We start from the raw sequence: 20,048 nt of genomic DNA on the forward strand, positions 1-20,048 counted from the left end.
CTGACCCGGATCTCAGGGTCATCTCGGGGACGGGTGGGTGGGAGGACCGATGGCGTACGGCGTACCCGGGCTCATAGCGTCTGGGGCATGAGCACGAGACTGGTCCTGCGCGCCGGAGCCCTCACCGTCGTCACCGCCGCGGCGGCGACCGCCCTCACCGGCTGCGGGGGCGGGATCGGCGCCCGGCTGACCTACGACGACACCGAGAAGGTGAAGGTCACCGAGATCGTGGTGAGCGGCAACAGCGGCGACGTGGCGGTGACCGCGGCAGCCATCGACGAGACGCGCATCCGGCGGATCGTCCGCAGCAACGGCGCCGACCCCGACGTCTCGTACAAGCTCACCGGGACCACGCTGACCATCGACACGAGCTGCGGCCGCGAATGCCGGGTCTCGTACGAGATCGAGGCACCCACCGGCGTCGCCGTCCGCGGCGGCGTGCACTCCGGCAGCCTGAACCTGACCGGCGTGGCGTCGACCGACGTCTCGGTGACCTCCGGCGACATCACCCTGCAGGGCGTCACCGGCCAGGCCACCGCGAAGGCCACCTCGGGCAGCATCACCGCCAGCGCGCTGACCGGCCCCGCGACCTTCGACGTCTCGTCCGGCGACATCGAGGCGACGGACCTGACCGGCGGCGGCGCGATCAAGGCCGAGGCCAGCTCCGGCAACGTCGACCTGCGGCTGGCCCAGCCGGCGTCGGTGACCGCCCGCGCGACCAGCGGGAACATCGACGTGGCCGTGCCGGGCGGCGCCTACCGCATCCTGCACCGGACCGGCTCCGGCGACTTCGAGTCCGACGTGACGTCGAGCCCCACCGCGGCGAACGTGCTGGACCTGCGGGCCACCAGCGGGAACATCTCGGTCACGTCGGCGTAGCGGCCGGCTCCACCCCGGTGTCCGCCGCCGGCCTCTCGCGGCGGGAGAGCCACACGAGCGGCACGGCGCAGGCGCTCAGCGCGGCGGAGGCCACGTACGACATCGGATAGCCCCAGGCGTCGGCGGCGCGGCCAGCGCGGGCTGCGCCACGACGCCGCCCGCGGAGGACATCAGCGAGTCGAAGGACAGGATGGTGGCCCGCTGCCGGGACGGGATCATGCCGTTGAGGTACGCCTGCCGCACCGGCATCGCCGCCGCCACCAGCGCGTACCCACCGCCGCCCGCGCCCAGCAGCATGCCGGCCCGGGAGACCACCTGCCCGCGCGCGAAGACGGTGTCGAGGCCGCCCTCGTACAGCACCATCCCGGCGGTGAAGAACGCGTTCGCGGCGAACGCCTCGAGGTTCGTCAGCCCGGCGTCCAGCAGGAAGATCGTGTTGACACCCCAGATCAGCGACGCCGCGAAGGTGTTGCCGAAGCCCAGGACGTAGTACGTCCGCCGCACCCGCGCGGGCGCGGTGGTCATGTGCGCGACGTTTCGGCCACCGATCGGACGTTACTCGCTGCGACGGCCATCCGCGGTACGGCCGGTGACACCGGGGCGCTGCGCGGCCGCCGGCCCGGGAGCAGCCGCGGCCGGCGGTCGGCGGCGACGTCCTCGACCCAGCCGACGAGCAGCACCGCGAGGCCCACCAGGGCGACGACCACGGTGAGCCGCCAGCTGATGCCGACCCAGCCGCGCGTGGGCAGCCCGTGCGCCTCGCCCAGCTTCGTCACGGCGACGATCACCGGCACGTGCCACAGGTAGATCGTCAGGGCGCGGGCGTTGAGGACTATCAGGAGCCGGCCCGGGCGCGCCGCGGTCGCGACGGGGGCGTACCCCAGGACGACCAGGATGAACGCCGCAGACCACAGCGCGTTGCCGAGCGGGATGTCGTTGAGGTCGTACCCCCGGGGTCCGGGGTGGGTGACGATCCAGGCCGCGCCGGCCGCGGCGAGCGACCCGGCAGCGGCGATGAGGGCCCGCCGGCTCAGCCGGCGCAGCAGGCCGTCGTGGTGCGCGAAGCCCAGCAGCCACGCGCCGCCGTAGAGCGCCATGTCGCGCACGATCGGATGCACGGTCAGCCCGCTCAGCGTGATGATCGTCAGCGCTGCGTAGGGCACCGCGACCACGAGGGCCGGCAGACGCCGGAAGAGGGGCAGCAGGATCGGCGACAGCAGGACGAACCAGAGGAAGTCGCGCAGGTACCACGTGGCGCTCAGCGCCATCGCACCCCAGCCGTTCGCCGGCGGGTCCTGCAGCGGGAACGCCCAGTAGAGGACCTTCCAGTCCCACGCGAGACCGGTGAGCAGCATGGCCGGCACGGCGATCACGGCGACCACCCACAGCGACGGCAGCAGGCGGCGCAGCCGGCGCTCCACCGCGAGTGGCCCGGACCGGTCGAGCGACGCCGCCATCAGCGACCCGGCCAGCGCGAACATCACCGACATCGCCGGGAACACGACGGTCAGCGCGGCCCAGCCGGTGGCGTGGTACACGACCACTCGAACGGTCGCGACGGCGCGCAGCAGGTCGAGGTACCGGTTTCGCATGGCCCCAACGCCTATCGAAACAAGGCGCCGCGCGGCAACGTGAAACCGGGCCTACGTGACTATGCCCACAAATATGGATAAATCGAACTACCTTCAGAATCCGAGCCGGCGCAGCTGCTTCGGGTCCCGCTGCCACTCCTTCGCGACCCGAACGTGCAGGTCGAGGTACACCTTCCGGCCCAGCAGCGCCTCCACCTCCGCGCGCGCCCGGATGCCCACGTCCTTCAGCCGCGCGCCCCGGGTGCCGATCACGATCGACTTCTGGCTGTCGCGCTCCACGTACACGTTGGCATAGATCTTCGTCAGTCCACCCTCGGCGAACATCTCCTCGACCAGCACGGCGATCGAGTGCGGCAGCTCGTCGCGTACCCCCTCGAGCGCGGCCTCGCGGATCAGCTCCCCGATGAGCACCTGCTCCGGCTCCTCGGTCAACACGTCGTCCGGATACAGCGGCGGCGACTCCGGGAGATGCTTCGTGATCACGTCGACCAGCGTGTCCACCTGGTGCCCGGAGACGGCGCTGACCGGCACGATGTCGGCGAAGTCGTAGAGCTTGCCGACGGCCAGCAGCCGCTCCGCCAGCGTCGCCGGATCCACCAGGTCCACCTTGGTGACCACGGCGATCACGGTCGCCTTCAAAGCGGCGATCTCGGCGGAGATGAACCGGTCCCCCGCCCCCACCGGCTCGTCCGCGGGGAAGCACACGCCGATCACGTCGACCTCGCTCCACGTCTCCCGCACGAGGTCGTTGAGCCGCTCGCCGAGCAGCGTGCGCGGCCGGTGCAGCCCCGGCGTGTCGACGAGCACGAGCTGCGCATTGTCGCGGTGCAGGACCCCGCGGATCACATGCCGGGTGGTCTGCGGCTTGTTCGAGGTGATCGCGATCTTCTGCCCGATGATCGCGTTGGTCAGCGTCGACTTGCCGGCATTCGGCCTGCCGACAAAACAGGCGAACCCGGCACGGTAGGCGTCATCCGGGCCGATCGCCCGGCCGGCGGCCTTGTGCTTGTGCACCTTTCTCTCGGTACGGGCGCCACCCGCACCGCCAGAAGTCCGTGGCCCCGGGCTCACGGCGTCCTTCCCGGCCCCGCCGCGACGATGACGTGGTTTTCTTTCCGGGGTGGGGCCGCTCTGCTTCGCGCCGCTCTGCTTCGCGCCGCTCTCCTGCTGGCGCTTCGCTGCCTGCCGCTCCTGCCGTCGCTGCGCGTTCCGCTCCCCCGGCGTCAACCGCCGCTCGCCTCCCGGCTCACCGCGCTCGCTCCGCTCGCGCTTCGCGCCGCGCTCACCGGCCCCACCGGCGTCCGTCACCGCGTCACCGTGCCCGCAAGGGTGCCGTCCGGGGCCACCACGTGGATCGGCGCGTCCGCCGCCAGGTCCCGCACCGCCGCGCGCCCCGCCTCGTCCAGCGTCTCCGCCTGCGTGGCGACCGCCGCCGCCTCCAGCTTCGTCGCGCCCGCCGCCACCGCCGAGGCCACCGCGAGCTGCAGGGCCGTCAGCTGCAGGCTGGGCAGCGCGACCGTCGCCGCCGCGTAGGTGCGGCCGTCCTGGTCGCGTACCGACGCTCCTTCGGCCGCGCCCACCCGGGCGCGGGCCCCGCGGGCCAGGGTGACCAGCTTCGCGTCCTCGGCGCTGAGCTCGGCGGCGGTGCTGTTCTGATCAGGCATCGGCGTGCTGTCTTTCCTCGGTCTCGGGTGCGTTCTCGTCGTCGCCGGACTCCTCCGACGGGGGTTCGACCCGGCGCACCAGCACCGAGTCGATGCGGTTGCGGCGGCCGGTGGTGCCCTCGGCGATCAGGTGCAGACCGCCGACGTCCACGGTGGCGCCGGGGATCGGCACCCGGCCCAGCGTCTGCGCGAGCAGGCCACCGACCGTCTCGACCTCGTCGGCGGGCAGCTCCACGCCGAAGATGTCGCCCAGATCCTCGATCGGCAGGCGGGCGGTGACGCGGACGGCCCCGTCCTCCAGGTGCTCGACCGGCGGGCGTTCCACGTCGTACTCGTCGGTGATCTCGCCGACGATCTCCTCGAGGATGTCCTCGATCGTGACCAGACCGGCGGTGCCGCCGTACTCGTCCACCACGATGACCAGGTGAGTGCGGGCCGCCTGCATCTCCGACAACAAGTCGTCGACGGGCTTCGACTCCGGCACGAACGTGGCCGGGCGCATCAGCTCCGCGACCGGCTCGGCCGAGGCCGCCGGGTCGCCGCTCTGCGTCCGCCGCACCACATCCTTCAGGTAGAGCACGCCGAGCACGTCGTCGACGCTCTCCCCGATCACCGGGATCCGGGAGAAACCCGACCGCAGGAACAGGAACAACGCCTGCTGCAGCGTCTTCGGCCCCTCGATCCACACCATCTCGGTACGCGGCACCATGACCTCGCGCGCGATGGTGTCACCCAGCGCGAACACCGAGTGGATCATCTCCCGCTCGCCGTGCTCCACCACGCCGCGCTGCTCCGCCAGGTCCACCAGCTCGCGCAGCTCGACCTGGCTGCCGAACGGCCCCTCCGGGAACCCCTTCCCGGGCGTGACGGCGTTGCCGATGAGGATCAGCAGCGAGGCCAGCGGGTTCAGCACCCGCCCGATCCACCGCACCAGCGGCGCGGTGGCCTTGCCGACCGCGTACGCGTGCTGCCGCCCCACCGTCCGCGGCCCGACCCCCACCACGACGAAGCTGACCAGCGTCATCGCGGCAGCGGTCACCAGGGCCGCCCGCCAGCCCGCACCCCAGCTGTCCACGGCGACCAGCGCCACCAGCGTGGTCGCGGTCAGCTCGCAGAGCAGCCGCAGCAACAGCAACAGGTTGAGATGCCGGACGACGTCACCGGCGACCGCAGCCAGCGCGGCGGCGCCCCGCTGTCCCTCCCGCTCCATCTCCGCGGCCCGCGCCGGGGACACCGTCGCCAGCGCGGCGTCGGTCATGGAGGCCAGACCGGCCAGGAACACCAGGATCACCGCGTACACGATCAGCTGAATGTCCGGCAGATCGGCCGCGCCGGCGGCGGTCGCGGCCAGCGAGGACATCGCGGCCGGCGAGAGGTCCGCCAGGCCGGTCACGGCCCCGGGGTCGCCTACGGCCGATGCTGCCCCGGGGTCACCTACGGCCGACGCGGCCCCGGCGTTGCCGACGGCCGACGCGGCGCCGGGGTTGCCGACGGCGGTCGCGACCGTCGCGGCCGTCGCGACCGCCGCGGCCTTCGTGACCGTCGCGGCCTTCGCGGCCATTGCGGCCGTTGCGGCCAGAAGTGACGGGTCCATGGCGATCAGCCGGTCCGCCGCCCGGAGCGCCAGCTCTGCAGCAGCCGCGCCTGCAACGCGAACATCTCCCGCTCCTCGTCCGGCTCGGCATGGTCGTACCCGAGCAGGTGCAGCACCCCGTGCACGGTGAGCAGATGCAGCTCGTCCGCGGCCGAGTGCCCGGCGGTGACGGCCTGCTTGGCAGCCACCTCGGGGGCGAGCACGATGTCGCCCAGCAGGGCCGGCTCCCCGGTCCCCGCCTCGCCGGGGCCGTGGTCGACGCTGCCCTCGTCCATCGGGAAGGCGAGGACGTCCGTCGGGCCGTCACTGCCCATCCAGCGATGGTTGAGCTCGGTCATGTAGTCGATGTCGACCAGCAGAATGGACAGCTCGGCGAGAGGGTTGACCCCCATCTCCTCGAGCGCGTGCCGGGCCACCGCGAGAATCGCGTCGGTGTCGACCTCGACTCCCGACTCGTTGGCGATCTCGATGGACATTGTGGTGCGCTACCCCTGGTCTCGGTGTGGTGCTCGGTCAGCGCCCGCCGGTCATGACGGTCGCCGTTGCTCCTGCCGCCGCGCCTGACGGCGCCGGCCGGTCGTCCCAGTATCCCGCTCCGGGTCCCCGCCCGTCAGCGCGGCCACCCTCATCCGGCACATCCACCCCGCCGGCAGGGCCGGCGCGGCCATGTCGTCGCGAGCGGCCGGTGGCCACCCGCCGGCGCGGCCACCCCGCCTGGAGCGGCCACCGCGCCCGGGGCAGCGCCCCGTCCGACGCGGCGGTCACCCCGCAAGAGGGGCTCCCGTCCGAGGCGGCGGCCGGCCCGCCGGGGAGCGGCTGCCCCGTCAGCGCGGTCGCCCGGCCCGGGCAGTCACGCGGCCGGCGTGGCCGCCCCGGGCCGTTCGTCTCGTCGCGGTCAGCGCCGCCGACGGCCGTTGCCGGCGGCGCGACCCTGCACAGCTCGGACGGACTGCTGCTGCACCTGTCCCTGCTCCTGTTCGGCGTCGTAGCGCGCATACGCGTCGACGATCTCCGCGACGAGCCGGTGGCGCACCACGTCGGAGCTGGACAGCTCGGCGAAGTGCACGTCCTCGACGCCCTGCAGGATCTCCCGCACCACCCGCAGGCCGCTCGTGGTGCCGCCGGGCAGGTCGACCTGAGTCACGTCGCCGGTCACCACGATCTTGGCGCCGAACCCGAGCCGGGTCAGGAACATCTTCATCTGCTCGGGCGTCGTGTTCTGCGCCTCGTCCAGGATGATGAACGCGTCGTTGAGGGTGTTGTGCGTGACGATCAGGTCGTCCGTCACGTACAGCGAGTCGGCCGCGCCCACCTGGATGCACACGGTCTCCGCCTGCCCCGCGGGCTCGATCGACTCGATGAACCGCATCGGGCGACCGCCGCTGGTCGCGTCGTACGCAGCCTGCTTGCGCTTCAGACGGAACGGCTGAATCCCGGCGGGGAGGCGGATGTCGAGCACGAACGCGTCGTTCCGATACTCCACCGGACGCCCACCCGCGAAGCCGGGCTTCCGGCCGAGGGCTGGGCGGCGGCGCCAGTACGCGACTCCTCCCAGCGAACGCACCAGGAAGACGACGTCGTCGCGCAGCTGCGACGAACACGTTGTGTACTGGATCCGGCAGGTCCTGGCGCGCTGCGTGACCGGGCCGCCGTCGCTGTCCAGCAGGCCCTGAAGCAGTGCCAGGCGGACCGCCGCGCTGTTGCGCTGGTACACCGCCGGAACGAACTTCGTGTTCGACCTCGTTCCGGCCAGGCCGAGTTCACGAAGAGCAACGGTCACCGGGTTGGCGACGATCACCCCACCGCGTCCGCCGGCAACGTTCCGGAGCACGTAGTCCACGTCGTTCATGCGCTCGAGCTCGATGCCGGGAAGCTCAGCCTCGAGCGCTCCGGCCAGCTCGGGATCCGCGGTGGTGAACGACGGCGTCGTCTTGGTCGTCAAGCAGCCGTCGCCGAGCAGGAGACCGAGGGCGTACGGAGCGATCGGCACATCCTGCGGCACGAACTCGACCGCGTCGACCAGCGGCAGCTCGTAGCGATGGACATGCCCACGCCGCAGCCGCCCGATCATGTCCTGGGTCTGCAGGACCCGGGACGGCCGCCCGTGACTCCTGTCGTCGGGCGTCCGGACCGTCCACAGATGCTCGCCGCAGGCCAGCGCGGAGGCGCCGTCCTGGGTCGTGACCCGGTAGACGTCCTTCTGCCCTTGGGGATACACCCCCAGAACGGGCGTGGGGAGCCCGTTGGAGCCGACCACGAGGTCACCGACCGTGAGCTCGCCGATCGGACGCCAACCGTCCGGCGTCAGCACGTTGGCCGTCAGCGGTTGTGCCCGGCCACGCATGTAGGCCAGCGGGGCGACCTCGATGGTGCCCGCCTGCATGAGCCGCGGGATGGTCTCGGGGTCGAGCATGTCGTGCAGCGCGTCGTAGAGCGGCCGCAGGTACGGGTCGATCTTCTCGTTGAGCGTGCCCGGCAGGAAGCCGAGCCGCTCGCCCGCCTCGACGGCCGGGCGGGTGAGGATGATCCGGTTGACCTGCTTGGCCTGCAGCGCCTGCACGGCCTTGGCCATGGCGAGGTACGTCTTGCCGGTGCCGGCGGGGCCGATGCCGAACACGATGGTGTTCTCGTCGATCGCGTCGACGTAGCGCTTCTGGCCGAGCGTCTTGGGGCGGATGGTGCGCCCGCGGCGGGACAGGATGTTGAGGGTGAGCACCTCGGCGGGGCGCTCGGCGGTGTTCTGCTCCAGCATGGCGACGGTCCGCCGGACGGCGTCGACGGTGAGCGTCTCGCCCTTCTCGATGAGCTCGATGAGCTCGGAGAACAGCCGCTCCGCGGTGGCGTTGTCGGCCGGGGCGCCGGTGACGGTGATCTCGTTCCCGCGGACGTGCACGTCGCTGGTGAGGGTGCGCTCGACGAGCCGCAGGATCTCGTCCTTGGTGCCGAGCAGGTTCACCATGATCTTGGGGTCGGAGACCTCGATCCTGGTCTGCACCCGAGCGGCAGCGCTGCTGTGGTCGGTGCCGGTCATAGGGGCGGCCGTACGGCCTACGCCACCTGCTCTCTTTCTCATCCCCGCCGTGGGTCGACGGTGCGCCTAAGGATCGTGCCATCGTATCCGCTCGGGGCCGCCCCCGCCGAGGCGATTCCGGCCCCTTCCGGCGCGTCCCGCAGCGCTCGGGCCGACCGTTCGCCCGCGCCGGGGACGGGGCGGTGGACGGACGGCGACGACGCGATGAACCGGCGGCGAGCGACGGCCGCGAACCGGCAGGCCGCCACCGAAAAGGCGGCCGGCCTCCCGGGTCGGCGCCGCGAGAAGGGGCCGCCGCTGCGCCCGTCGGTGGCGGCGTCGAGAACGAAAGGCCGGCCGCGCGGAAAGAGCCGAAAGCCAGCCGCGCGGGGAAGATCGAAAAGCCGACCACGCCGGAAGAGCGGAAGCCGATCGCGCGGAAGAGCCGAAAGCCGACCGCGTAGGGAAGCGCACAGTCGGCCGCGCGAAGAGCGCAATGCCGTCCCCCGGGGACGAACAGCCCGGCCCCGGCAAGGGAAGCGGAAAGCCCGCCGCCTCGACCGGCACGAACGCTCAGCCCTGCGACACCGGCACCCCGTCGAACGTCTCCTGCTGCCGGGTGAACCGGTACGTCGCCCAGTGCATCCGCACCACGGCCCCCTCGGCGTCGCGGGTGAGGCGGAGCAGCTCGCCCGTTTCGCGGCCGGAGACCGTACGCAGCACGTCGGGCTGGTCGGGCAGGGGGCGGAAGATCGAGGGCGGCCGGTCGGCGGGGGCGTCGGCGGCGCGGGATTGCAGGGTGCCGTCGTGCCAGCTGAAGGTGTGCTGGAAGCCTTCGCTCCACCAGGTGCCGAGGACCGTGCGGTAGCGCGGCGGGGCGGGCGGGCCCGGTGACCAGGGGCGGATGTCGGCGGGGTCGGTCTCGGTGGCGATCGTGAGGAGGTCGTGGACGAGGTCGTTGATCTCGGTGGCGGTGCCGGAGGAGGCGAGGACCGCCGCGCCGAGGGCACCGGGGTTGCCGTCGCCGCCGCGGCGGCCGTACACGCCGGCGAGGAAGCCGGGCATGGCGCCGTCGTGGCCGACGTGCACGACGCGGCCGCCCTGGGGCACGAGGATGAGGCCGAGGCCGAAGCCGCCGGACCAGAGGGTCTCGTCGGTGGTGGTGCGGGGCCAGCGCATCTCGTCGAGGGTGGCCGGGGCGAGGACGCGGGCGCCCGGGTCGATGAGCTCGGGGCTCGCCAGGAAGGCCGCCCAGCGGGCCATGTCGGTGGCGGTGCTCCAGAGCTGCGCGGCGGGGGCGGCGCCGCCCATGTCGAGCTGGGGTTCGGGGCGGGCGGCGTCGGAGTAGGCGTCGACGAGGTAGCCGACGGCCGCGCCTGCGGTGGGCTCGACGGTGGTGGCGGTCAGGCGCAGCGGGTCGAGGATGCGCTCCTGCAGCACGCAGGCCCAGGTGCCGCCGCGGAGGCGGGCGACGAGCTGGCCGAGGACCGCGACGCCGAGGTTGGAGTAGTGGTAGCGGCGGTTGGCGGGCAGGACGCGTTCGGCCCGGGCGAGGTCGTCGAGGAGCTGCCGGTCGTCGGGGGCGACGAGGACGTCCCACACGTCGCCGTGGGGTTCGCGCTGGTAGCCGGCGGTGTGCGAGAGCAGGCTGCGGATGGTGGCGCTGCCGTGTGCGGGGACGTCGAGGTGGGCGGAGACCGGGTCGTCGAGGTCGAGCAGGCCGTCGTCGCGGGCCTGGAGCACGAGCACGGCGGTGAAGGTCTTGGTGACGGAGCCGATGCGGAAGCGGCTGCCGGCGTCGAGCGGGTGCGCCGGGTTGCCGGAGTCGCCGACGGTGCAGGTCCACAGCTCGCGGTCGGCCCGGTGCAGCGCGACCGAGAGGGCCGGCACGCGGGCGTCGGCCTGGACCTTGCGGACGGCGCGCTCGAGGCGCCGCAGGGCGTTCGTCGGGGAGTCCACGACGGTGATCCTAGAGTGGCGGTATGACACGTCGGGCGATCCTGGTGACCGGTTCCTCGCGCGGTATCGGACGGGCGATCGCCCAGCGGTTCGCGGCCGGCGGCGATCGGGTGGCGGTGCATCACCGCGACTCCGCCGCGCTGGCGGAGCAGCTGGTCGCCGCGCTGCCCGGTGACGGGCACGTCGTGGTCCGGGCCGATCTGGCCGATCCGGAAGCCGTACGGGGCATGGTCGACGCGGCCGCGGCCGGGCTGGGTGGGCTGGACGTGCTGGTGAACAACGCCGGCGCGTTCGGCCGGGCGGATCCGCCGCACCCGGTGTTCGGTACGGCGTACGACGAGTGGCAGGCGATGTGGCGCCGGACGTTCGACGTGAACCTGTTCGGGGCGGCGAACGCGGCGTGGGCGGCGGCTCAGCACATGCGTGGGCGCGGCGGCCGGATCGTGAACGTCTCGTCCCGCGGGGCGTTCCGGGGCGAGCCGCAGCAGCCCGCGTACGGCGCGAGCAAGGCGGCCCTGAACTCGATGGCGCAGTCGCTGGCGGTGGCGCTGGCCCCGTATGGGATCGCGGTGGCGAACGTGGCGCCCGGCTTCGTGGAGACGGACATGACCAACGAGCACCTGAAGGCCGAGCGGGGCGCGGAGATCCGGGCGCAGAGCCCGTTCGGCCGGGTGGCGCGGCCCGAGGAGATCGCGAGCGCGGTGCACTGGCTGGCATCGCCGGAGGCGGAGTGGGCCTCGGGATCGATCATCGACCTGAACGGGGCCTCGTACCTGCGTACGTAAGATCATCCCCAGCCAATGCGATGGGAGCGCTTCCATGGACGACCTGACCGATCTGATCAAGCAGCTGACACTGGAGGAGAAGGTGTCGCTGCTCGGCGGCCAGGACTTCTGGTCGCTGCCGGCGATCCCCCGCATCGGCCTGCGCTCATTGATCATGTCGGACGGCCCGATCGGCGTCCGCGGCACCGGCTGGGCCCCGGAGGACCCGTCGATCGCCCTGCCGAGCCCCACCGCGCTGGCCGCGACCTGGGATCCCGCGCTGGCCCGCACCGCCGGGCGGCTGCTCGGTCAGGAGTCGCGCCGCAAGGGTGTGCACGTGCTGCTCGGCCCGACCGTGAACCTGCAGCGCACGCCGCTGGGCGGCCGGCACTTCGAGTGCTACTCCGAGGATCCGCTGCTCAGCGGCGAGATCGGCGCCGGCTTCGTCGAGGGCGTGCAGGAGCACGGCGTCGGCACGACGGTCAAGCACCTGGTGGGCAACGACTTCGAGACCGACCGGATGACCGTCGACGTCCGCATCGGCGAGCGCGCGCTGCGCGAGGTCTACCTGGCCCCGTTCGAGCGCGTCGTCGCCGCGGGCGGCTGGGGCCTGATGAGCGCGTACAACGGGGTGAACGGCCTGCCGATGGCCTCGAACGGGCCGCTGCAGTCGGACGTGCTCAAGGACGAGTGGGGCTTCGACGGCGTCGTGGTCTCCGACTGGCGCGCCGCCCGGGAGACCGTCGGCGCGGCGCTGGGCGGCCTCGACATCGCCATGCCGGCGATGGAGAACCCCTGGGGGCCGAAGCTGGTCGCGGCGGTGCGCTCCGGCGAGGTGGCGGAGGAGCTGATCGACGACAAGGTACGCCGGGTGCTGCGGCTCGCGGCTCGCGTCGGCGTGCTGGACGGCGTACCCCCGGCGGTGCGGACGCCCCCCGCGGACCTGGACGGGGACGCCGTGGCGCACGAGGTCGCGGCCCGGTCCTTCGTGCTGGCCCGCAACGAGCACTTCGCGCTTCCGCTGGAGCCGGCGGGCCTGACCCGGGTGGCGGTGATCGGCGCGCTGGCAACCGACGCGCGGGTGCTCGGCGGCGGCAGCGCCCAGGTGACCCCGCCGCATGTGATCTCGCCCCTCGAGGGGCTCACCCGCGCGCTGCCGGGCATCGACGTGGCCCACGCGGTGGGCGCGGACCCGCGGCCGTTCCTGCCGGCGCTCCCGCAGGAGACGTCGGTGACGCTGCTCGGGGCGGACCACGCGTTCACGGTGCCGGTCGCGGCGGTGCGCTGGATCGGTGACCTGCCGGGCGGCATCGCGCCGGAGGCGGTCACGGGGCTGGAGCTGCGGACCACGTTCACGCCCGGGGAGGACGGCGAGCACGTCTTCGCGGTCTCCGGCTTCGGCACGTTCGAGCTGATCGTCGGCGGGGAGACGATCTACTCCGGCACGCTGCACCCGCCGGGCACGGGACGCGCGGACCTCCTGCTCTCGCCGAAGGAGCAGCGGGCCGGCGTCACGCTGGCTGCGGGCGTACCCGTGGAGGTGACGCTGCGGCAGAGCATCCAGCCGGGGATGGCGCACACGGTCTCCGCGACGCTGGGCCACCAGGCGCCGGGCGTCTCGGCCGAGGGCCTGCTCGCCGAGGCGGTGGAGCTGGCCCGCGAGTCCGACGTCGCGATCGTCGTGGTCGGCACGACCGAGCAGGTGGAGTCGGAGGGCTTCGACCGGGCGTCGCTGGAGCTGCCGGGCGACCAGGACGAGCTGGTGGTCCGGGTCGCCGCCGCGAACCCGCGCACGATCGTGGTGGTCAACGCCGGCTCGCCGGTGCTGCTGCCGTGGGTGGAGGACGTGGCGGCCGTGCTGCTGACGTGGTTCCCGGGCCAGGAGGCGGGGGCGGCGCTGGCCGACGTGCTGCTGGGCGTCGCGGAACCGGGTGGGCGGCTGCCGACCACGTGGCCGCGCCGCGAGCAGGACTGCCCGGTGCTGCAGGTGACGCCCCGCGACGGCGTCGTGGAGTACGACGAGGGCGTCTTCATCGGATACCGGGCGTGGGACCGCGCCGGCACCCCGCCGCTGTACGCCTTCGGCCACGGTCTCGGCTACACCACCTGGCGGTACGAGACGCTCGAGGTGTCGCCTGCGGAGGCGGTCGTCAGCCTGACGAACACCGGCGCCCGGGTGGGGCGCGAGGTGGTGCAGATGTACGCGGGCCCCGCGGGCGTCACGCCGGAGGGCATCGGCGCGACCGGGGTGTCCCCGGAGCGGCCGGCCCGCTGGCTGGCCGGCTTCGCGCCGGTCGAGGCGCATCCCGGGGAGACCGTGACGGTACGCATCCCGCTGCCGGAGCGCACCTGGCAGGTGTGGGACGGCGGCTGGCGGACCATCCCGGGGGCGTACGCGGTCACCGCCGCGCACGCGCTCGACGACCCGCGTCTGACCGCCTCGCTGGAGCTGTGAAGGGTGTCAGCCCTCGTCGCAGGTGACGAGGGCTGACCCGCGTCAGCTCTCGTCGCGGGTGACGACGAGGTCGAGACCCTTGGCGTTGTCGTTGGTCCAGACCACCGTGTAGCCGGGCCATTCGCCCTCGAGCTGGCCGTCGGCGCCGACCGTGGAGGTCATCCGGGAGCTCAGCGCGCCGGGGATGCCGAGCGTGTCGAACACGCAGGTCATCGCCGCGTCGCTGAGCCCGACCGGGAACTTCTCCCCGGCACCGTTGACGGTCAGCTTGCGGTTCTTGTCGGAGAGCCTGAGACCCTCCTTGGCCGGGTCGCACTTGTCGGCGGCCGTCAGCAGCGGGTCGGCCTCGGAGGCGGCGACCGGGGCGGGGCTCTCGTCGTCGCCCCCGATGAGCTTCGGGACCAGGACGACCCCGAGGGCGACCAGGAAGACGGCGAGAAGCACCCACGGCAGCGGACTTCGCTTGCGGGTCGGTGCGGTGGCGGGATGGCGGGGCTGCGTCATGAACACGTCCTAGGCGTCGAGGGGGAGGGATCAACGCGCGGACGAAGTTTCCTCCGCGTAACGAACCAGGACAACGATCAAGCCACGAACTGGCCGAACGGATGAGTCGACATTGGTAAACAGTGCTAATCGACCCCCCAAGATTTTTCCGGGCGCGGACGGTCAGGCGGGCACCAGCGCGGCCGGGGCGGCACGACGGGCGAGAACCGACTCGAGGATCTCCCCCACTCGTACGGCCGTGTTGGACAGCAGCGCCGACGTGATGCCGTGGCTGTGCTCCGTACCGCCCTGGAGGTAGACGCCGACCCGTACGCGCGGGTCGGTGGCAGCGCGGTAGTCGCGTCCCACCTGGGGCCGGCCCTGGGCGTCGCGCAGGCACAGACCTCCGAGGTCGCCGAGGACCGCGTACGGGTCGGCCTGGTGGTATCCGGTCGCGCACACCACCACGTCGGCCTCCAGCGTCGTGACGTCCCCGGTGAGCAGCGACTGGACGGTGGCGGTCACGCCGCCGGGCCCGTCCGTCACCTGGGTGAGCCGGGAGACGTTCAGGATCCGCAGGCGTTCCCGGCCCAGAACCTTCTCCTGGTAAGCCCGCCGGTAGAGGTCGTTGATGAGGTCGATGTCCACCACGGAGTAGTTCGTGTTGCCGTGGTAGTCCATCAGCAGCTGCTTGACGTCCTCGGGCGCGCGGTAGAACTCGTCGACGGCGTCCGGGTCGAAGATGCGGTTGGCGAAGGAGCTGTCGTCGGCCGGTGAGTAGCCGTAGCGGGAGAACACGGCGTACACCTCGGCGTCGGGGAATTCCGTGTGCAGCGTCGCGACGGCCTCGGCCGCGCTCTGCCCGGCGCCGACCACGACGAAGCGGCGCGGCCGCGCGTCCCGTACGCCGGGCAGGTGGTGCAGCAGGTCGCTGGTGTGCCAGATCCGCGGCGACGCGGTGACCCCGTCGGGTAGCCGGGGCCGCAGGCCGGTGCCGACGACGAGGTTGCGGGCCCGGTGGGTGACGAGCCGGCCGTCCCGGCGGGAGAGCACGTCGACCGCGGTGACGTCGCCGGCCGCGTCCTGGACCGGGGTCACCGACAGCACCTCGGCGTCGTACGTGACCTGGTCGGCGACCTGCTCGGCGGCCCAGGCGAAGTAGTCGTGGAACTCCACCCGCAGCGGGAACAGGCTCTTGTGGTTGATGAAGTCGACGAGCCGGCCCCGGCTGTGCAGGTAGCGCAGGAAGCTGAACTCGCTCGTGGGGTTTCGCAGCGTCACCAGGTCCTTGAGGAACGACACCTGCATGGTCGCGTCGTCCAGCAGCATGCCCCGGTGCCAGCCGAACGCGGCCTGCCGCTCGAGGAAGCGCGCGGTGACGGCTCCGCCCGGCCCGGCGCCGTCGTTGTGCTCGGACACGGCGACGGCCAGGGCGAGATTCGACGGGCCGAAGCCGATCCCCACGACATCGAGCTCAGGTTCAGACATGACCGTCCCCTCCGGCGGCGGGGCCGACCTGACCCCGAGGTGTTGGTTAGCCTAACCTAAGCAACGCCGTCGTTCGCAGAGCCTGGTGAGGGAGAGAAATCCATGCGAGTCGTCATGTTCGGGTTCCAGACGTGGGGGCATCGCACGCTGCAGGCTCTGCTGGAGTCCGAGCACGACGTCGTCATGGTGGTCACCCATCCGCGCGGCGAAGGGGCGTACGAGAAGGTCTGGCCGGACTCGGTCGAGGAGCTCGCGGTGTCGGCGGGCGTGCCGGTGCTGATCCGCGACCGGCCGGACGACGACGAGCTGTACGACGCCCTCAAGCAGGCCGCCCCCGACGTCATCGTGGCCACCAACTGGCGCACCTGGATCCCGCCGCGCGTCTTCGGCCTGCCCGCCTTCGGAACGCTCAACGTGCACGACGCGCTGCTGCCGGCGTACGCGGGCTTCTCGCCGTTGATCTGGGCCCTGCTCAACGACGAGAAGGAGGTCGGCGTGACCGCGCACCTGATGGACGAGACTCTGGACGCGGGCCCGATCGTGCTGCAGCGCGCCGTCCCGGTCGGCCCCGAGGACTCGGCGACCGATCTGTTCCACCGGACGCTCGCGCTGTTCGGCCCGATCACGGTCGACGGGCTCGCCGAGATCGCCACCGGCCGCCGCGACTTCACGCCGCAGGACCGTTCCCGGGCCAGCTTCTTCCACAAGCGCTCCGAGGAGGACATCCGCATCGACTGGACGTGGACCGCCGAGGAACTCTCCCGCCTCGTCCGGGCCCAGTCGGCGCCGTACCCGCAGGCGTTCTGCTTCCACCGGGGCCGCCGCCTCGAGATCGTCCAGGCGGGCGTGTCCCAGGCCGTGTACGGCGGCACCCCCGGCCGCATCTTCTACCGCGAGGGCGACGGCGTGGCGGTGGTCGCCGGGGCGGAAGCGCGGCGGGGACGCAACAAGGCCCTGCTCGTCAAGAAGGTACGCACGGACGACGGCACCGAGCTGGCCGCCCACGACTACTTCACGACGATGGGCGGCTACCTGACGAGTTTCCCCCGCTGAGGATCAGTCGTCGAGCGCGCGCAGGGCCTCGCGGAGCAGGTCCGGCGTGCGGTCCGGGGGCTCCGCCTCGATGAACAGCCGGCCCATCGCCGCCGCGTAGTGGTCGACGTCCTCGCGCTTGTCGAGGTAGAGCCCGCTGGTGAGGTGTTCGATGTAGACGACGTCCGGCAGGTTCTGGTGCGGGAAGCGCAGGATCGTGAAGGCGCCGCCGGCCGCCGCGTGGCCGCCGGAGCGGAACGGGATCACCTGCAGCCGGATGTAGCGGTGCCGGCACGCCTCGATCAGGTGCTCGATCTGCTCGCGCAGCACCGCCTTGCCGCCGATCGGGCGCCGCAGCACCGCCTCGTCGATCACCGCCCACAGCCGCGGCGGGTCCTCGCGGGCCAGCAGCTGCTTGCGGGCCATCCGCAGGTCGGCGCGGCGGTCGATCTCGTCGGCCGACGCGGTGCCGTGGCCCAGCATGATGACGGCCCGGGCGTACGCGTCGGTCTGCAGCAGCCCGGGCACGAACTGGATCTCGTACGTGCGGATCAGCTCGGCGGCCTGCTCGAGGTCGAGGTAGTTCTGGAACCACGTCGTCAGCACGTCGCCGTACGAGTGCCACCAGCCGGGCGAGTTGGCCTCCCGGGCCAGCGCGAGCAGCCGCTCGTGCTCCCGCGGATCGGTGACGCCGTACAGCTTGAGCAGGTCGGTGACGTCACGCTCCTTGAACGCGACCCGGCCCAGCTCCATCCGGCTGATCTTCGACTCGGAGCCGCGGATCTCGTAGCCCGCCTTGTCGCGGCTGATGCCCGCGGCGAGCCGCAGGCTGCGCAGGCGTGCGCCCAGCTGGAGCCGGCGGACCGTCGGCCCGCCGTTCTGCTCCGGGGCGCTCACCGGCAGACTCCTCTGATTACGGCTGACGGGCGACTGGTTACGGGTGACGGGCGACAACGGCGCTCCCGGAATGCGGCAGCGAGGCGGTCATCTGCACGTGCGCGGTCCTAACGTTTCGGCTGCGAAGTCCTCGATCGTCGCGCGCAAAGCATAGACCCGAACCGCTGTCAGTCCGCGTGATCCGCGGGGTCGAAGATTCGATCCATCAGCACGGCGGGCACGCGGGCCAGCCCCGGGCCGCCGGCGTCGAGCCAGTCCGCCACCGCGCCGACCAGCCGTTCGTCGAGGACGTCGCCGAGGTGGACCACGCGGGCGCCGCCCCGGCGAGCGGCGGGGGCCGGGTGCACCACGACCACATTGGACCGCTCGCAGACGCGCAGGCATTCGCTCACGCGTACCCGGTGACGCTCCCCCACCGCGCCGCGGAGGGCGGCGAGCTGCGCGTCGTGATCGAACCCGGGGTGTTTGTCGCTGCTGCCGCAGCAGCAGTCCCGGCAGACCGTCACCGCGCCCACGGCGTCAGCGCACCAGGACCTTGCCGGAGATCTGATCGGCGGCGCCGGGAACGGGTTCGGACGCATCGGAGCCGATCTCGACGAGCTCGTTGCGCTCGTCGACGTGCGCGACCCGCGGCCGGTACGCGGCCCGCTCCGCCTCGTCGACCTGCTTGAACGACATGATGATGACCAGGTCCCCGACCGAGACGAGCCGCGCGGCGGCGCCGTTGACGCCGATCACGCCGGAGCCGGCGGGGCCCTCGATCACGTACGTGACCAGCCGCGCCCCGTTGTCGATGTCGACCACGTGCACCTGCTCGCCCTCGACCAGGTCCGCGGCGTCCATCAGGAGCCGGTCGACGGTGATGGAGCCGACGTAGTGCAGGTCCGCCTGGGTCACGGTGGCGCGGTGGATCTTGCCACCGAGCAGGGTGCGCTGCATGTCTGTGGTCCTCAGGGGTCGGGCCGGGGCGGGACCCCCGGGCGGCGAAGCAAAGTTAGCCTAACCTAATCTGGCGGCTCAGCCAACGGATCACCGACCCCTGGAGAGACCATGACTTCCCGCGTCCACGGCTGGCGACGGGTCCTCACCGTCGCCGCCGCCGGCCTGCTGACAGCCGCCACCGCGACCGCGTGCGGGTCCGATACGGACAGCGGCCCCGCACCGGCCGCCTCCGGCTCCGCGGCCGGCGCCTTCCCCGTGAGCATCGAGCACAAGTTCGGCTCGACCACCATCGAGAAGCGGCCCGAGCGGGTGGTCACCGTCGGCTGGAACGACCAGGACCCGGTGCTCGCGCTCGGCGTCGTGCCGGTCAGCACCCGCGAGTGGTTCACCGAGTACCCGGCGTACCCGTGGGTGCAGGCTGCGCTCGGCGGCAAGCAGCTCAGCACGTTCTCCGCCGAGCTGAACTTCGAGGCGATCATCAAGCAGCAGCCGGACCTGATCCTGGCGATCTACGAGACGATCACCAAGGAGACGTACGAGAAGCTCTCGCAGATCGCGCCGACGGTCATCCAGTCCTCCGCGTACGCCGACGAGCAGACGCCGTGGGACGTACAGACCCGTACGGTCGGCAAGGCGCTGGGCAAGGACGCCGAGGCGGAGGCGCTGGTCGCCAAGGTCAACGCGCGGATCGACGAGGCGAAGCGGGCCAACCCGCAGTTCGCCGGCAAGACGCTCGTGGTCGACTTCGGCCCGGAGAAGGGCCAGCACTGGCTGATCCCGGCCAAGGACCCGCGCCGGGCGCTCTTCGACGCCCTCGGCTTCGCGGCGCAGTCCGAGTCGGAGGACGTCAGCGAGGAACGCCTCGACCTGCTCGACCGGGACGTGCTGTTCGTCAACGGAGCGACCAAGAAGGACATGGCGGCCTCCCCGGCGTTCAGCCGCCTCAAGGTCGTCAAGGAGGATCGCGTCCTCTACACCTCCTTCTCCACACCGCTGGGCGGGGCGCTGGCGTACAGCGGGCCGAACGCGTTGCTCTATGCGCTCGACGTGCTCGTGCCGCAGCTGCGCAACGCGACGGACGGTGACCCCGCCACCACGGTCACGGACCTGTCCGCCGCCGCCTGACCCCGTACGGGTGAATGCGGGCCGCCGGCGGACCGCGCGCGAATCGACACATATGAAGAGCAAACCGCAGCCTTACTCATCGACCTCGGCCGTTCGGATGAAATCCCTGGTCGCTCGGCCGCAGCCGACGCCATCGAGCGCGTTGTATGGTCGGCGACGCCTGC

Annotated in this window: 17 protein-coding genes and 3 pseudogenes; 5 read left to right on the plus strand and 15 right to left on the minus strand. The window is 72.3% G+C overall.

Annotated elements, in window-relative coordinates; genetic code table 11:
* Window positions 1–87 precede the first annotated feature (87 nt).
* Window positions 88–879, plus strand: coding sequence for a DUF4097 family beta strand repeat-containing protein (locus AB0K03_RS27450; RefSeq protein WP_364690135.1), 792 nt, complete (start codon window positions 88–90; stop codon window positions 877–879).
* A gap of 75 nt (window positions 880–954) precedes the next feature.
* Here the strand turns inward: AB0K03_RS27450 and AB0K03_RS27455 are convergent, their stop codons facing one another.
* From AB0K03_RS27455 to AB0K03_RS27500, 10 genes and pseudogenes are all read right to left on the minus strand, one after another.
* Window positions 955–1,404 (minus strand): hypothetical protein, encoded by a 450-nt coding sequence (locus tag AB0K03_RS27455; RefSeq protein WP_364690138.1) that lies wholly within the window; start codon window positions 1,402–1,404, stop codon window positions 955–957.
* The gene (locus AB0K03_RS27460) at window positions 1,401–2,471 is read right to left on the minus strand and encodes an acyltransferase (RefSeq protein ID WP_364690141.1); all 1,071 of its coding nucleotides are present in this window, start codon (window positions 2,469–2,471) and stop codon (window positions 1,401–1,403) included. Before AB0K03_RS27460 ends, AB0K03_RS27455 begins: the two co-directional genes overlap by 4 nt.
* Before the next feature lie 93 nt (window positions 2,472–2,564).
* Entirely contained in the window at window positions 2,565–3,455 is an 891-nt protein-coding gene (era, locus tag AB0K03_RS27465; RefSeq protein ID WP_364690342.1) for a GTPase Era, read from the minus strand.
* Between the two features lie 320 nt (window positions 3,456–3,775).
* Window positions 3,776–4,135, minus strand: a complete 360-nt coding sequence (locus tag AB0K03_RS27470; RefSeq protein WP_364690144.1) for a cytidine deaminase — start codon at window positions 4,133–4,135, stop codon at window positions 3,776–3,778.
* Window positions 4,128–5,495, minus strand: coding sequence for a hemolysin family protein (locus AB0K03_RS27475; RefSeq protein WP_364690345.1), 1,368 nt, complete (start codon window positions 5,493–5,495; stop codon window positions 4,128–4,130). The genes AB0K03_RS27470 and AB0K03_RS27475 overlap by 8 nt, the downstream gene beginning before the upstream one ends.
* Window positions 5,496–5,734: 239 nt before the next feature.
* Window positions 5,735–6,205 (minus strand): rRNA maturation RNase YbeY, encoded by a 471-nt coding sequence (gene ybeY / locus AB0K03_RS27480; protein ID WP_364690147.1) that lies wholly within the window; start codon window positions 6,203–6,205, stop codon window positions 5,735–5,737.
* 419 nt (window positions 6,206–6,624) lie between these two features.
* Window positions 6,625–6,987: pseudogene (locus AB0K03_RS27485) on the minus strand (PhoH family protein); the annotation flags it as partial.
* Between the two features lie 273 nt (window positions 6,988–7,260).
* Window positions 7,261–8,073, minus strand: a pseudogene (locus tag AB0K03_RS27490) (LAGLIDADG family homing endonuclease); the annotation flags it as partial.
* Window positions 8,062–8,760: pseudogene (locus AB0K03_RS27495) on the minus strand (PhoH family protein); the annotation flags it as partial. The pseudogenes AB0K03_RS27495 and AB0K03_RS27490, both read right to left, overlap by 12 nt.
* Before the next feature lie 552 nt (window positions 8,761–9,312).
* Window positions 9,313–10,698 carry a serine hydrolase domain-containing protein gene (locus tag AB0K03_RS27500; protein WP_364690150.1) on the minus strand — a complete coding sequence of 462 codons (1,386 nt, stop codon included), beginning with the start codon at window positions 10,696–10,698 and terminating at the stop codon, window positions 9,313–9,315.
* A gap of 23 nt (window positions 10,699–10,721) precedes the next feature.
* On the opposite strand from AB0K03_RS27500, the gene AB0K03_RS27505 reads away from it, so the two are divergent.
* Window positions 10,722–11,483 carry an SDR family oxidoreductase gene (locus AB0K03_RS27505; protein WP_364690153.1) on the plus strand — a complete coding sequence of 254 codons (762 nt, stop codon included), beginning with the start codon at window positions 10,722–10,724 and terminating at the stop codon, window positions 11,481–11,483.
* A 34-nt stretch (window positions 11,484–11,517) separates the two neighbouring features.
* Complete coding sequence (locus AB0K03_RS27510; RefSeq protein ID WP_364690156.1) at window positions 11,518–13,917, plus strand: glycoside hydrolase family 3 C-terminal domain-containing protein; 2,400 nt, start codon at window positions 11,518–11,520, stop codon at window positions 13,915–13,917.
* A 42-nt stretch (window positions 13,918–13,959) separates the two neighbouring features.
* On the opposite strand, the gene AB0K03_RS27515 is transcribed toward AB0K03_RS27510, so the two are convergent.
* Both AB0K03_RS27515 and AB0K03_RS27520 read right to left on the minus strand, forming a co-directional pair.
* Window positions 13,960–14,421 (minus strand): hypothetical protein, encoded by a 462-nt coding sequence (locus AB0K03_RS27515; protein WP_364690158.1) that lies wholly within the window; start codon window positions 14,419–14,421, stop codon window positions 13,960–13,962.
* Window positions 14,422–14,583: 162 nt separating this feature from the next.
* Window positions 14,584–15,888: a lysine N(6)-hydroxylase/L-ornithine N(5)-oxygenase family protein gene (locus tag AB0K03_RS27520; protein ID WP_364690160.1), complete on the minus strand. Its 1,305-nt coding sequence runs from the start codon at window positions 15,886–15,888 to the stop codon at window positions 14,584–14,586.
* A 102-nt stretch (window positions 15,889–15,990) separates the two neighbouring features.
* On the opposite strand from AB0K03_RS27520, the gene AB0K03_RS27525 reads away from it, so the two are divergent.
* Window positions 15,991–16,941, plus strand: coding sequence for a methionyl-tRNA formyltransferase (locus AB0K03_RS27525; RefSeq protein WP_364690163.1), 951 nt, complete (start codon window positions 15,991–15,993; stop codon window positions 16,939–16,941).
* Between the two features lie 3 nt (window positions 16,942–16,944).
* Here the strand turns inward: AB0K03_RS27525 and AB0K03_RS27530 are convergent, their stop codons facing one another.
* The 3 genes from AB0K03_RS27530 to panD all read right to left on the minus strand — a co-directional run bounded on the left by AB0K03_RS27530 (window position 16,945) and on the right by panD (window position 18,756).
* The gene (locus AB0K03_RS27530) at window positions 16,945–17,817 is read right to left on the minus strand and encodes a helix-turn-helix transcriptional regulator (protein ID WP_364690166.1); all 873 of its coding nucleotides are present in this window, start codon (window positions 17,815–17,817) and stop codon (window positions 16,945–16,947) included.
* 167 nt (window positions 17,818–17,984) lie between these two features.
* On the minus strand, window positions 17,985–18,323 hold the full coding sequence (locus tag AB0K03_RS27535) for a hypothetical protein (RefSeq protein ID WP_364690348.1): 339 nt from the start codon (window positions 18,321–18,323) through the stop codon (window positions 17,985–17,987).
* 13 nt (window positions 18,324–18,336) lie between these two features.
* Window positions 18,337–18,756, minus strand: a complete 420-nt coding sequence (gene panD, locus AB0K03_RS27540; RefSeq protein WP_364690169.1) for an aspartate 1-decarboxylase — start codon at window positions 18,754–18,756, stop codon at window positions 18,337–18,339.
* 111 nt (window positions 18,757–18,867) lie between these two features.
* On the opposite strand from panD, the gene AB0K03_RS27545 reads away from it, so the two are divergent.
* The gene (locus AB0K03_RS27545) at window positions 18,868–19,884 is read left to right on the plus strand and encodes an ABC transporter substrate-binding protein (RefSeq protein ID WP_364690172.1); all 1,017 of its coding nucleotides are present in this window, start codon (window positions 18,868–18,870) and stop codon (window positions 19,882–19,884) included.
* Window positions 19,885–20,048 lie beyond the last annotated feature (164 nt).

It is taken from the genome of Actinoplanes sp. NPDC049316 (genome assembly GCF_040677315.1).
GTDB lineage: Bacteria > Actinomycetota > Actinomycetes > Mycobacteriales > Micromonosporaceae > Actinoplanes.